The sequence below is a fragment of the Rania fehmarnensis genome, from assembly GCF_056494185.1.
Genome location: NZ_CM151398.1, coordinates 4,027,700 through 4,040,826 on the forward strand (window position 1 = coordinate 4,027,700; position 13,127 = coordinate 4,040,826).

Annotated in this window: 13 protein-coding genes; 8 read left to right on the forward strand and 5 right to left on the reverse strand. The window is 54.8% G+C overall.

Translation table 11 applies throughout. From position 1 onward, the window contains the following. The first annotated feature begins 333 nt into the window (after positions 1–333). Complete coding sequence (locus SH573x_RS13395; RefSeq protein ID WP_479355792.1) at positions 334–1,452, forward strand: toxin-antitoxin system YwqK family antitoxin; 1,119 nt, start codon at positions 334–336, stop codon at positions 1,450–1,452. Positions 1,453–1,572: 120 nt separating this feature from the next. On the opposite strand, the gene SH573x_RS13400 is transcribed toward SH573x_RS13395, so the two are convergent. Beyond that, a complete protein-coding gene (locus SH573x_RS13400) occupies positions 1,573–2,823 on the reverse strand; it encodes a glycosyltransferase (RefSeq protein WP_479355794.1) in 1,251 nt (416 codons plus the stop codon). Between SH573x_RS13400 and SH573x_RS13405 the strand changes: the two genes are divergently transcribed. From SH573x_RS13405 to SH573x_RS13415, 3 genes are all read left to right on the forward strand, one after another. Next, positions 2,808–4,247, forward strand: a complete 1,440-nt coding sequence (locus SH573x_RS13405; protein WP_479355795.1) for a leucyl aminopeptidase — start codon at positions 2,808–2,810, stop codon at positions 4,245–4,247. The genes SH573x_RS13400 and SH573x_RS13405 overlap by 16 nt on opposite strands. A gap of 140 nt (positions 4,248–4,387) precedes the next feature. Beyond that, positions 4,388–4,939 carry an orotate phosphoribosyltransferase gene (gene pyrE / locus SH573x_RS13410; RefSeq protein ID WP_479355797.1) on the forward strand — a complete coding sequence of 184 codons (552 nt, stop codon included), beginning with the start codon at positions 4,388–4,390 and terminating at the stop codon, positions 4,937–4,939. A gap of 77 nt (positions 4,940–5,016) precedes the next feature. Beyond that, the gene (locus SH573x_RS13415; protein WP_479355798.1) at positions 5,017–5,691 is read left to right on the forward strand and encodes a DUF8091 domain-containing protein; all 675 of its coding nucleotides are present in this window, start codon (positions 5,017–5,019) and stop codon (positions 5,689–5,691) included. 79 nt (positions 5,692–5,770) lie between these two features. On the opposite strand, the gene SH573x_RS13420 is transcribed toward SH573x_RS13415, so the two are convergent. Beyond that, positions 5,771–7,216 (reverse strand): sodium:solute symporter, encoded by a 1,446-nt coding sequence (locus tag SH573x_RS13420; RefSeq protein ID WP_479355800.1) that lies wholly within the window; start codon positions 7,214–7,216, stop codon positions 5,771–5,773. A gap of 96 nt (positions 7,217–7,312) precedes the next feature. Between SH573x_RS13420 and SH573x_RS13425 the strand changes: the two genes are divergently transcribed. Together SH573x_RS13425 and SH573x_RS13430 are read left to right on the forward strand one after the other, a co-directional pair. After that, a complete protein-coding gene (locus SH573x_RS13425) occupies positions 7,313–8,716 on the forward strand; it encodes a neutral/alkaline non-lysosomal ceramidase N-terminal domain-containing protein (RefSeq protein ID WP_479355801.1) in 1,404 nt (467 codons plus the stop codon). Positions 8,717–9,204: 488 nt separating this feature from the next. Beyond that, positions 9,205–9,333, forward strand: a complete 129-nt coding sequence (locus tag SH573x_RS13430; RefSeq protein WP_479355803.1) for a hypothetical protein — start codon at positions 9,205–9,207, stop codon at positions 9,331–9,333. 123 nt (positions 9,334–9,456) lie between these two features. Here the strand turns inward: SH573x_RS13430 and SH573x_RS13435 are convergent, their stop codons facing one another. Both SH573x_RS13435 and SH573x_RS13440 read right to left on the reverse strand, forming a co-directional pair. Then, positions 9,457–9,645: a hypothetical protein gene (locus SH573x_RS13435; protein ID WP_479355805.1), complete on the reverse strand. Its 189-nt coding sequence runs from the start codon at positions 9,643–9,645 to the stop codon at positions 9,457–9,459. A 146-nt stretch (positions 9,646–9,791) separates the two neighbouring features. Beyond that, positions 9,792–10,298: a VanZ family protein gene (locus SH573x_RS13440; protein WP_479355807.1), complete on the reverse strand. Its 507-nt coding sequence runs from the start codon at positions 10,296–10,298 to the stop codon at positions 9,792–9,794. A 181-nt stretch (positions 10,299–10,479) separates the two neighbouring features. On the opposite strand from SH573x_RS13440, the gene motA reads away from it, so the two are divergent. Together motA and SH573x_RS13450 are read left to right on the forward strand one after the other, a co-directional pair. Continuing rightward, positions 10,480–11,346, forward strand: coding sequence for a flagellar motor stator protein MotA (gene motA / locus SH573x_RS13445; RefSeq protein ID WP_479355809.1), 867 nt, complete (start codon positions 10,480–10,482; stop codon positions 11,344–11,346). Between the two features lie 36 nt (positions 11,347–11,382). Further along, a complete protein-coding gene (locus SH573x_RS13450; RefSeq protein ID WP_479355810.1) occupies positions 11,383–12,111 on the forward strand; it encodes an OmpA/MotB family protein in 729 nt (242 codons plus the stop codon). A gap of 14 nt (positions 12,112–12,125) precedes the next feature. On the opposite strand, the gene SH573x_RS13455 is transcribed toward SH573x_RS13450, so the two are convergent. Beyond that, on the reverse strand, positions 12,126–12,998 hold the full coding sequence (locus SH573x_RS13455) for a hypothetical protein (protein WP_479355812.1): 873 nt from the start codon (positions 12,996–12,998) through the stop codon (positions 12,126–12,128). Positions 12,999–13,127 lie beyond the last annotated feature (129 nt).

The window sequence follows — 13,127 nt, forward strand, 5'->3', positions numbered from 1 at the left end:
CAGTTGCGCAAATCGACAATTCTCAGGCGGGTGTCGCCGCGCGTGACCATTCATTGTAAGAGGACCATTATAGTCACTTGAATATGTGCTGTGACGCCGCACCCCACTTGCCACTGACGCCCTTGATTATCCTTGCGTTTTTAATTTCATAAACTCTTCGATGATCCTTGCGGCGAACCAAGGCAAGCTGGGTAAGCAGACGCTTGGCTGTCTGTGGAATCCCATGCTGAATCTTGTTCCAGTCGACAGACCGCAAGCCTGTACAACCGAACATTATTCCATGTCATAAGAGTAACGATTGTTGTCAGCCTTTTTACGCCCGGAGGCCCCTCAATGCTGTCAATGTCTCGTCTGATCGCACTTGCTCTATCCGTGTCGGTGCCGTGGTCATGTGGGCTAGCCATCGCACAGGATCAAGCTCAGCACTCTATTTTGGTGATCGAAAGCGCAGGTGGCGCAGCTGCGAAAACCGCTACTCCACCAGCTGCGATCAGTTTGATATCCGGTGGCAAAAGCACTGTGAAGCCGCTCAGTGAGGAGCAGCGTGAAGGTGAGCTAGTTCGCGACCGCTTCCCCAGTGGTAAGCTGCGCATCGAACGCACGGTGGTGCTCGATGCCGACGGTAACTATGTCAACGAAGGCGATTATCGGGAGTACTCCGAGCGAGGCGACCTGCTGGTCACCGGCACGTATCACTTAGGGCAGCGCGAAGGCGTATGGGCTCGCTTCTTAAACATGAACGATGCCAAATTAATGGCGGGGTATCCATACAACAAATTCCGCGCGCCGCTGAGCTCGAGCGTTGAGTATAAAAACGGCAAGATGCATGGGGTCTGGGTTATATCCGATCGCGATAAACGCATCGCCATGCAAGTCGAATTGCGTGAAGGAGTGCGTCAAGGAACGATGACGCTCTACCATCCCAATGGTCAGATCTACTTGCAATCGCAGTACGACAATGGCGTATTGGATGGAGCGTACCTTGAAAAGAATGTCGATGGCAAAGTTATAAGCGAAGAATTGTACACAGCTGGTCAAAAGATCGCCGTTGAAACGGAGCACTACAGCAACAAACACGTCAAGAGCGTCATGCGGTATTTGACCTCTCCCAGCAAAGTCGCCACTCAAGACGATTGGACAACAACCACCCTAGCCACCCATAGCGCGGCAAGCGGACGACTGCAGCACGGTGACTTCCTTACGTACTACGACAACGGCCAGGTCGCGACCAAAGGCACATACGATCATGGTAAATTGCACGGGGACTTCGAAACATGGCATCGCACCGGCGAAGTCGCTTCCGTTGGTCAGTACGACAAAGGTCAACAAGTTGGTCCGTGGCTTTGGCGACATGCCAATGGTATGAAGAAAGCTGTCGCCACTTACGTCGCTGGTAAACCGGAAGGCGAACTGCGCACGTGGGATGAATCCGGCAAAGCGTTAGTGCGATAAGTTTCGGCACCACCGAGCTTGTCTTGTCTCGGTGGACCGGTGACTGACTGGCTAGATCGCGACCCTGACTAGCCAACCAGTCATGCTCCCACCGACATAAAGTCGGTGGTGAGCCATGTATTATCGACCGCGCCAGCGGACGCGTAGGCCCAGCAGTTGGCCCAGGAGGGCCAGCCATTGGAGAGCTAGAAACAACAGCACGCTCAGCGGATGCAGTAGGACGCCCAGCCACGATTGATGAAAGCGGCGGGCTGCCATCACGCGCGGTACAAACGAGAGTATCGTGGCGATGGACAACTCGCCTATCACCACGGGCGACCAACCCTGAACCAGTCCGACCACCAGTGATGCCAAAGGTAAAATTGCAGCCCCGCTGAGCAACACGGTAAAGATGACGATCCGCTGAGGATGGGCCATGCCTTCGGTGGCATTCTTCAGCAGCCCGCGCACCACTTGGCCCGCGGTGCTGTACATGCGACAGGTCGCTAAGTCTTGCGCGTCGAAAATGTCGGTTTTGAATCGTTGTTTGCGAAACGCGCCGGGTAGCTTTAGACCATCATGACGCGACGCACAAATCGCTTTATGGCCCTCGCATGTCATGTAAGCGGATCGGCGTGCAAAGAACAACTGACCGCAACCGGCCGCGTATTGCGGTGAAGTCGACTGACGCATCCTGGCAATCGGCAAGTAACCTAACAAGATAAAATGCATCAGTGGTATAAGCAGCTTCTCCAACAATGAGCCGGTAAGTTGCCGTGGAAAGCCGCTCAACAAATCAACCTCGCTGGCAGTGGTGGCCTCAGTCAAACGCGGAATCGCATCGTCGCTCAGTCGAACATCTGCATCAATAAACAGCAGCCACTCTCCCTGCGCTGCTAATGCCAATTGCCAGCATGCACGCTGTTTTCCATTCCATCCCATCGGTAGTTGTTTGCCTGGCAAAACTCTTAGCCTTGGATCTTTTTGGGCGATCGCTTCGCAAATTTCCAGAGTGCGATCGGTCGAGCAATCGTCCATGACCAGCACTTCCAAAGTGGACCACTCGCAGGCCAACACACTATCCAAACACTGACCGATGGCCGCCTCTTCATCTCGCGCGGGGATCAACACAGAGACGGTGGTCGCGGCCCCAGTGGCCTGTTTCTGCTTCTTGCCTGCGGTTGGCAATCTGAAAAACAGCGGTAAATTGCTGTTCATCATCCCGAGAGGCAAGAGGGCCAGCAGGATCAGCCCAAAAGCATAAAAATGCAGTAACATATCGGCCATAACAACTCTAGGTGTGCGGGCGAAGTACGAGAGTTGGTAGTTGTAATCATTCGCTGTCGGCACGTGTACTATCAGGAAGACAATCTGGCATGAAAGTTTCCACATCAACCGCTTCCTTAGCAAATTTGGAAGCCGATGCGCTGGTGGTTTTGAACTTTGAAGAGGGACTGAGTACCCACGCGCAGGAGGTCAATCGGCTGATGGATGGGCTGCTGGATCAATACGCCGCTGCCGGCGAATTGCCGGCCAAGCTAGGCAAAATCAGCTCGTTCGTCTTGCCCGTGGGTCTCAATACCCAGCTGCTAATCGTGGCCGGCGCGGGTTCGCAAGCGGCATTTGGTGTCGCCGAAGCTGGCCGCGTTGCCGGGGCAGCCGCCAAGCGTTTGGCCGACAAGCCGCGGTCAATCGTGGTATTCGCCTTGGAAGGCAGCAGCGAGATCATCAGCGCAGCCGTCAGCGCCGCCATGGGAGGTTTCATCGGTCAGGACCTACTGCGCGCGGAAAAGAATTTCAAACAGCCGCAAGCCATGCTTTGGCTGACCGCAGATGCAGCCAGTGTCCGACGCGGCGAAGTCATCGCCGAAAACATGTTGCTGGTGCGTCGTTTGGTAAATCTACCGCCCAATCTACTGACACCAGCGACGTTTACTGCTGAAGCTCGCCAGGTATGCCAACAATGTGGGATCGAGATCGAAGTCTGGGATGAGATTCGATTGCGCAAAGAAGGTTGTGGATCGCTGCTGGGCGTGGCTGCTGGTTCGCAAACGCCACCACGCCTGTTGATCATGAAGTACAAAGGGAAACGCGATACCGCCCCGGTGGCTTTGGTTGGTAAAGGAGTGACCTTCGATAGTGGTGGACTGTCGATCAAGCCGACCGACGGTATGTTGACGATGAAGTGCGATATGGCGGGTGCTGCTACAGTGCTGGGCACTCTGGCGACCGCGGCCATGTTGCAAGTGGATCAACCACTGATCGGGCTGGTGGGCCTGGTCGAAAACATGATCAGCGGCAGTGCGTTTCGACTGGGCGATGTCTTGACCGCGCGCTCCGGGACGACGATCGAAGTTCATAATACAGATGCCGAAGGGCGATTGGTGCTGGCAGATGTTTTGAACGTGGCTTTGGATTATGACCCAGCCTGCATCATCGACCTGGCCACGCTCACTGGGGCATGTGTCGTTGCCTTGGGAGTGGACATCGCCGGCTTGATGACCAACGACGCAAAGTTGCAAAGTGATTTTCAAGCCGCTGCTGAGCGGGCCGGTGAATTGGTGTGGCCGCTGCCCATGCACAAGTTTTTTGATGAACAGATCAATAGCCAAGTAGCCGATATCAAGAACGTGGGCGATGGCCGGTGGGGCGGCGCGATTACCGCCGCCAAGTTTTTAGAGCGATTCGTCGGCGGCAAGCCCTGGCTGCACATCGACATCGCCGGTCCCGCTTTCGCCGATAAACCCAAGCCCTATCAGGACGCAGGCGCTACCGGTTGCATGCTGCGCAGCTTGATCGAATATGTAAGCAATTAGTCTCCTTTTGCTCCGCAAAAGGTTTTGGTTTTGGATTTGGATTTAGTAATTGTTGCGCAGGGACGTTTGTTTGCTTCGCAAATAGTGGCTGCCTTTCGCGGAGCGAAAGCAGACTATGAACTCTAATCGAATGTTCACACATGACAACTTATAGTCGCGATCGCTTACAAGAACTGGTTCGTCAACAATCGCTGCGCTTCGGCGATTTCACTTTGGCTAGCGGCAAGAAGGCGAGCTTTTATCTGGACTGTCGGCAACTGACGCTGCATCCGGAAGGGGCCAACCAGGTGGCCGCCGGGATGCTCGAGCTGCTGGGCAACAATTTGCCTGATGCCATTGGTGGTATGGCCATCGGTGCCGACCCGATCACGGCTGCGACCATTACGCTAGCCGGCCAGCGAGGACTGAACCTCATGGGCTTTATTGTTCGTAAAGAAGCCAAACAGCACGGTATGGGGCGTCAAGTCGAAGGACCAGTCACCGCCGGTCAACGGGTTATCATCGTCGAAGATGTCGTCACCAGCGGGGGCAGTGCCCTGGCGGCCGTCGAAGCGGCCCGTCAATTTGGCTTGCAGGTCGAAGGCATCCTAGCGGTCATCGATCGGCTGGAAGGCGGCCGAGCCGCCGTGGAAGCAGCCGGACTGAGCCTAAAAACGCTACTGACAGTCGAAGACTTTGGCATTAAGATCTGATTCCTCAGAGGTAGCGGAACGCGTCAAGCGTTTCGAGCGCCGCAGAAGCGCCTACTCAAAAATCGGGAGATGGAGGTATGGAAACCTCGGTGCATCGACAACTGAAGCTGGCTTACGCGGCAAGCGTTCTCCAAACCGAGGTCTCTTACGATGGCTACCGGATCGATGCAATCGACCGTCGCGGGCATTTGATCGAGATACAGCACGCTGGGCTGGGAGCTCTCAAGTCGAAAGTGCGAACGCTGTTGGATCATGCGAATGAACCACGTCTGCGCATCGTGAAACCGATTGTGGCCAAGAAGTGGATCGTGATGCGCGATCCCCAAACCGAAGAGGTTATTCGCAAACGTTTAAGTCCCAAGCGCGGACAATTGAGCGATATCTTTCTGGAGTTGGTGCACTTCACCAAACTCTTTCCGCATCCCCGCCTGACGCTCGAAGTCATCTTGATCGACTTGGAGGAGCAGCGTATCCCGAAGACCAAACATCGCTTTCGCCGCAAGAACTATACGAGCCTGGAACAAACGCTGCTGGGCATCGGGGAGCGGATGGAGTTGCGCAAAGCCAAGGACCTGTGGCGGTTGTTACCTAAACTGAAATTGTCCAGGTCGTTCGATACCGCTGAGCTGGCCGTGCAAATCAATCGTCCGCGTTGGTTCGCCCAGAAAGTCGCTTACTGCTTGCGACAGTGCCAAGCCATTGAACCGATCGGCAAACAAGGCAACAGCCACCTCTACAAGAAATGTGCCTGATTTTAGGCTGTAGCGGAAGCCGTCAAGGCTTTCGAGGATTTGGGTATTGATGATGCAACGAAACGCTTGACGCGTTCCGCTACCGTGTGGCTGGTCGTGATGTGAGCCAGAGGCCAGCGAAGGTTAGGGCTCCGTTGATAATCAATGTTTCAAAGCCGATAGCATAGCCGCTGAACAGCTGCTGGCTGTTGGCGCGTAGCAGGAACGATCCGGCAGCGGCGACGATGCACACTAGCGGCACCCAGCCTTCGCGCGTTTGGCGACGCGTGAAGATACCGAAGGAAAACAGACCCAGCAGCGGCCCATAGGTAATCGCGGCCAGGTCGTAGATCACATCGATAATCGCGTCGCGCTGCAACCAGTAAAAGAAGAGCACGATCAACCAGAAGACCACGGCGATACCAGCATGGATGTACTTGCGGATGCGGGCTTGCGTTGCCTCGTTCCACTGCCGCTCGCGAATGCCTAACAGATCAATACAGGTGCTAGCCGTCAGGGCCGTCAAGGCGCCATCGGCGCTGGGGAACAGGGCGCTGATCAAGCCGATGATGAACAGTAGGCCGAGTACCGGTGGAAAGTGCATGAGAGCCAGCGTAGGAAACAAGTCATCACTCTTGGCCGGCAAGCTAATGCCAAGTTGAGCCACTTTCAAATACAGCAAAGCTCCCAAGAACAAGAACAGTAGATTCGTCAGCACGATAATCACGCTGAATACACGCATGTTCTTCTGAGCGTCTGAGAGTGTGCGCACGCTGAGGTTCTTTTGCATCATCTCCTGATCGAGACCGGTCATCACAATCGTGACAAAGATCCCGCTGAGAATTTGTTTGAAGAAAAAGAATCTATGCTTGTAGTCCCAATTGAACACGGTCAGCATCTCGCTTTGCCGCAGCTTCTCCGGCCAGCCTACCATGGAGGGATCGTTGACAATGTAGAGGATGGTACCCACGACGGCGGCTAACATGAACAGTGTCTGCAGGGTATCGGTCCAGACGATCGTTTTCACGCCACCCTGGAGGGTATACAAGAAGATCAGCAGCATCACGATCCCGCTACTGACCCAAAACGGTACGCCCATATCTTGCAGCACAAACCGGTGGATCACATACAGCACCACATAGATGCGAGCAGTCGCGCCTAGCAGTCGGCTAATAATGAATACTGCGCTGCCGGTGCGATAACTGACTGGTCCCATGCGCTGACGCAGGTAGCCATAGATGCTGGTCAGCTCAAGTCGATAATAGAGCGGCAAGAGCACGCCGGCGATAATCCAGTAGCCGATGACAAAGCCGAATATCATCTGCAGATAGTTCCAGTGATCGGCTTGCACCTTGCCCGGCACGCTGACAAAGGTGACCCCACTCAGGGACGTCCCGACCATACCGAAAGCGACGACCCACCAGAGACTTTTGCGTTCGCCGCTGTAGAAAGCGTGTTCGCCAGCGCCACGTGATGTGTACCATGCAATGGCCAACAATAGTCCAAAATATCCAAAGATCACTACCAGCAGAACGGTGGAACTCATGCTATACCTATCGGAGTCAAAGGCGTCGCCGAACCCAAGCGGTCGACGCGCAAGCCTACCAAGTTAGCGATCACAGCCTGCCTTAGGAACCCACCTATGAGTCGCCTCACCGTTATGATTGGCTCGCGCCGTCTCGTCACAGCACTGTTGGTCTGCCTCTGGCTGGCTGGACTGGCACACACCACAGTCTATGCAGCCGAGGCCTGGCAAGTGGGCGCTGCGGCGCGCATCATCACGCCCACCGAACCGATGTGGATGGCAGGCTACGGCAGTCGCAATGCACCGTCCAGTGGCAAACTATCCGAACTTTATGCCAAAGCACTGTGGCTGAAACCGGCTTCAGGCGATTCTGCCTTGGTGTTGACGTTGGACTTGGTAGGCATCGGACGCACGTTGTCTCAGCAAGTTCGCGACGCAATCGGTAACCAAGTAGGTGTTAAGCCGGAAAACGTCCTGATCGCGACTTCGCACACTCATAGCGGACCGGTGGTTGGTCAGAACCTGGCCACCTTGCATTACTTGCAAGTTGCCCCCAATTTTCAAAAGCAGATGGATGCTTACGAGAAACAACTGCTCGAACATTGTGTCAGCGTTGCTCGCGATGCACAGCAATCGTCACAAGAGTGCGAGCTGAGCTGGGGTAGTAGCACAACTGACTTTGCCACCAATCGCCGCGCCAATGCGGAAGCGGAAGTACCGGCACTGCGAGCCGCCGCTAAACTGCTGGGGCCCACTGATCATGACGTGCCAGTGCTGGCAGCCAGATCGGCCGATGGACGGTTGATCGCCGTTTTATTCGGTTACGCGTGTCACGCGACCGTGTTATCCGATTACGTCTGGAGCGCCGACTATCCAGGTTACGCGCAGAGTTATCTCGAAGCCAAACATCCCGGCGCCATCGCGTTGTTCTGGGCAGGATGCGGCGCCGACCAGAACCCGCTGCCGCGACGAACTCCTCAACTGGCACAGCACTACGGTGAACGGCTGGGTGTTGCCGTGGAGCGTGTGCTGATGACCACCAAGATGGAGCCAGTGGCTTCAAAGCTACTGTGCCGTTACGCCGAAGTCGCCGCGCCATTGGCTACTTTGCCTACCCCTGAAGAACTTGAGAAGCAGCAGAATTCAACCAACAAGTATGAAGCTGTGCGAGCCAAGCAACTGTTAGCACAAATCGCAACTGGACAACCGCTGAGCCCAAGCTATCCGTATCCCATTAGCTGTTGGCAAATCGGAGACCAGATTAAGTTCATTGGCTTGGGTGGCGAAGTTGTGGTCGACTATGCCATTCGTCTCAAAGCGGAATTAGGTGCAGGCGTGTGGGTAGCTGGTTACGCTCACGATGTGATGGCCTACATCCCCAGCCGCCGAGTATTGACTGAAGGCGGATACGAAGGCGGCGGCGCCATGCTCTACTACGGACTGCCCTGCCACTGGGCCCCCGAGATCGAAGAAGTGATCGTTGGAAAAGTCAAAGAATTGAGCGGCTTTGGAGTGCGGTGACATCTGGCACCGCTTTGATGTAAGCGAAGTCGTTAGCCGCAGCCTGAGTCGCTCTGGAAGTTTGGAGTCGCCTGGTTCGTGCAGGCTGCGGGACAGTCCACACTTACATCAAAGCTACGGCTGCGCCGCAGCACTCCAAGGAGTCGCTCTGGAAGTTTGGAGTCGCCTGGTTCGTGCAGGCTGCGGGACAGTCAACGCTTACATCAAAGCTACGGCTGCGCCGCAGCACTCCAAGGAGTCGCTCTGGAAGTTTGGAGTCGCTTAGTTCATGCAGGCTGCGGGACAGTCAACACTTACATCAAAGCTACGGCTGCGCCGCAGCACTCCAAAGGAACCATGAACGGTTTGGACTGATTGGCGTGTTTCGACTTGGGGGCGGGCTTTACTCTATTAAGCTTCTCCCACGAACCGATCATGACTCCTACGGAATCGGGCAAGTTGATATAATGCCCACGGAGTCTATGTCATATACTGGCAAAGGAGTAAAGATGCTTGAGTCAATTTGGGGTAACGCTGCGTGGGTGAGCATCGCCACTGTGGGCTTTTTTACGGCCAAAGGTCTGCTGTGGTTAGCCTTGCCGGGTTTGGTCTGGTACCGCTCGCAGCGTAAGAAATAAGCACATCCAATTCTAGCTGCGTTCGCACGTAGCAGCGTCTCTCCGCGACGCTGACTTGTCCAATGGGGCGTGTGGTGGTGGAGTCGAATACGAGTCTCTGAGAGACTCGGCTACGTGTGGCATCTAAGGCACGGACTCGGCCTGGACTTCTTTTACTTCGCGGCCGTCGTCATCGATAAGCTTGCAGAGTGGACGGAGGGTTTCGAAGTCGGGATGTTGAGGTCGCGGATGCAGATCGCAACAGCTCAACAGAATCTTGATGTCTTCGATCGATTCAATCTTCTTCCAGTCAATTACCCAATGCGCGGACATCTGGGTTTGTCTCCGTTAAATGACTGTCCCACATCTGTACCTGGTCGCAGCGTCGTCAAGGGTTGATTGAGATGTGGGTGGCAACCTTGCGGTCGACTATATCACCATCACCGATGCGCAATCAACGTCAGATTTTCTCCTGAATGTCAGTCGCGGCGGTTTGCGACCTCAGCACGCTTCGTGCGTTGAATCAACCACGCAGCTGTCAGGCAGACACCCAGTCCGTCAATCATGACGTCCTGCACTGTGCCAAAGCGATCAGGAACGAAGGTCTGATGCCATTCGTCGGAAGCGGCAAACAGTAGACAGAAGACCATGGCGATTAAGATGGTGGTTTGATCCAATCGGCGGCGCAGGCGATGCACGACTTTGGTCGTCAGCAGCATCAGGATGATGTACTCGGTAAAGTGCCAGCTCTTGACGATGGCGAACCACGATATGCCCCAGAAGACTTGAAACCGCAGCATGGACTGCTGGCTCGCGCCGGTCACTCTGGAAATGATGGCGAAAAATTCTTGTGGGCGAATCACCGTGCATGAAGTGCCAAAGATCAATCCTACCCAGACAAGCAGGATGACAGCGACCAGCCAGAATCTCCGGCGGACTGTGCGTGGTGGACCTTCATTTTGATTGACGGGCTCGACTTTAGTCAATTTCGCACTTTTTATTGTGGATGAGGATTGTAGTACCGCATCATTGCCACTTTAGTCACGCTGTGCATGTCGGGCCTGATTGAACCCTGGGCTGAGTCTAACTAACTAAAAATGGTCTTCCAGGACTCGATCGAGTCGATGTGCACGAAATGCGGTGCATAGTTAGGTGGGGAGTCTCTATATGGTTACGATTGTTGGATTGTTAGTGGTAGTCGGCGCGGTGCTCGGTGGCTTTACAATGGCCGGCGGACACGTGGGTGCCCTCGTTCACCCTTCGGAAATTGTAACTATCGGCGGCGCTTCGCTTGGCGCACTGATCGTTATGTCCCCTATGCCGGTGTTGAAGCGACTGGTAGCCGGTTTGATCGGCACCCTCAAAGGGAATCCCTTTGGCAGGGCAACCTACGACGAACTGTTCAAGCTCATGTACCAGCTTTTCCGTAAAGCGCGACGCGACGGACTGCTGGCCTTGGAACCTCACGTAGCCAATCCGCATGAGAGCGCCATCTTCAAACGCTATCCCAAGATCTACAACAACCACCATGCTACTGCCTTCATTGCAGGCGCCTTGGGCCCCATGCTTGACGGCAGTGTCGATGGTGCTCAACTCGAGATGCTCCTGAATGCTGAAATCACGGCCATGGAGCACGAGCACCATGAACCGGTCGACGTGCTGTCGAAAACGGCCGACGGTCTGCCAGGATTCGGGATTGTGGCCGCTGTGTTGGGTATCGTGGTGACGATGGGTCACATTGGTGGCCCGGTGGAAGAGATTGGTCACTCCGTGGGTGCCGCTCTGGTAGGAACGTTCCTCGGAATTTTGGCTTCGTACGGTTTCATCGCTCCCTTGGTGGTCAAGCTCGACTTTGCTGGTCACGCTGAATCGGCCTTTATGCGGACGATCGCCAGTTCGATTACATGTTTTATGAACAACATGCCACCCAAGATCGCAGTGGAAGCGGCGCGTCGCGGCCTGTCAGGGGATGTACGGCCCAGTGCAGAAGAACTAGAGGCGATGCTCAAAGAAGTCGATTCGTATAACGACTAACGCGGTTCGTTTTCAAGCTGGATGGGGACTGAATAAATGGCAGGTGGCGGTGGTGCATGGAAAGTGGCTTACGCCGACTTCGTAACCGCCATGATGGCGTTTTTCATGGTGATGTGGCTGACCAGCCAAAAACCTGAAACCAAGCAGGCCATTGAGGACTACTTCAACGATCCGTTCGCTCGCTCGCGATTGAACACCAATCGCTCGCGCGATCCATCGGTCACCGATAAACGATCGGGCGATACCGATCCCAAGAAAAAACACTTGGGCAGCAATCCACGATCGATTCCGCACGACGATCCCGAAGCGCCTGATCGCAAGACGCCCAAGCTAGTAATTGTGCGCGCTCCCGAACGTACCACGGCCGGATCGATCATCTACTTCGAGGAAGGCTCGGATGATCTCGTGCCTGATGCCGAAGAAGCGCTCAAGAATCTCATTCCGAACCTAACCGGATTGCCGCACAAAATCGATATCCGCAGCCATATCGCCCCGCAGTCAGGAAACGAGGCCAAGTCCGTCGAGCAGCTATACAACTTGTCGTATCGACGCGCTATGCGCGTCATGAACGAGCTCGCCGACTTGGGAATCGAAGAATCGCGATTGCGCATTAGCCTGGCTGGAGCCCACGAGCCGTTGACCTTGGAACCTAAAGAAGGTGACATGATGCGCAATGCGCGAGTTGAAGTGTTCATGCTCAGCGAGACCGCTGAATCGCTGCAGGGAACACCCAGCGATCGGGCCAACAAAGTGAAACGCTCGTAGCTGCCTCATCGCGTTTACTTTCGCAGGCTCTCCAGTAACTTCTGTTGCATTTCGCGTTCTTTAATAACAGCTTTGCCTGTTGCTGCTCCTGAGACGCGGCCAGCAAGTGAGAGTAACGGCTTGTAGTAGAAAGGCATGTAAGCAGCGCCGGGAACTAACGAAGTCGCTTGCGATACCAGGTCGGCACCAAACGACGCATAGATGCTTGGCGTTAGTTGTTGTTCGAGTTCCCATTCTTGACGCACGCGTGCGTAGCTGAGTACGTCGTTGGCCACATACACATCTTTCACCAGTGGCACGACCGGCAAGTAGCAGGCAGCGAGATAAGTGCCTGGATATTGGCGTGCCCGAAAGTTTTTGGCTTCTGCTGCTTCGTAGAGCGCCATCGATTGCTTGGTCGAGTTGATCGAGAGCGTGTTGGTGTAAGGGTTATAGCTGTCGTAGTGGAACACTCGTCCTGGTAACCACGAGTAACTCAGATGCGCCAGGGTCCCGCCGGTATATTTCCAAAGCGGATGAATGCGCTGGTTGTCTTTTAAGCGTTGCCACTGTGTAGCGGGATCGTATTCGCGCACGTCTATGTGTACATCGGTCAATTCGTTCAGCACCAAGTACTCTTGCGCAGTGAAGACTGCTTGCTGGCGCAGTAGGTGTGGATCTTGGTTCGGTTGACGTTTGGGAAACCACTGCTTGATCTTCTCGATCGGAGTGTTCACGAAGCGTTCGAGGCGATCGAGTTTGGGATGATCTCCGCCCATGGTTATGGGATTGACGTTGTCGAGCGACGGTTTGGGACCTGTTCGTCTAGGGAGGCCGTACTGATAGGTAGGGCTGGCGCAGCCAAGCGCGCAGCTTAGGGCAATCAGTAGAACGGCTCGAAGATTCATAGTCACAGTTGGCTCGTATAACCGGACGCCGGGAGAGTCACTGCCAGGTCACACAACACGTGGAAAGTTGGCTTTGACTTTTAGTGAAATTGGGTAAAGGCGGCAAGACGACTTTGCCACTTCGGTCTT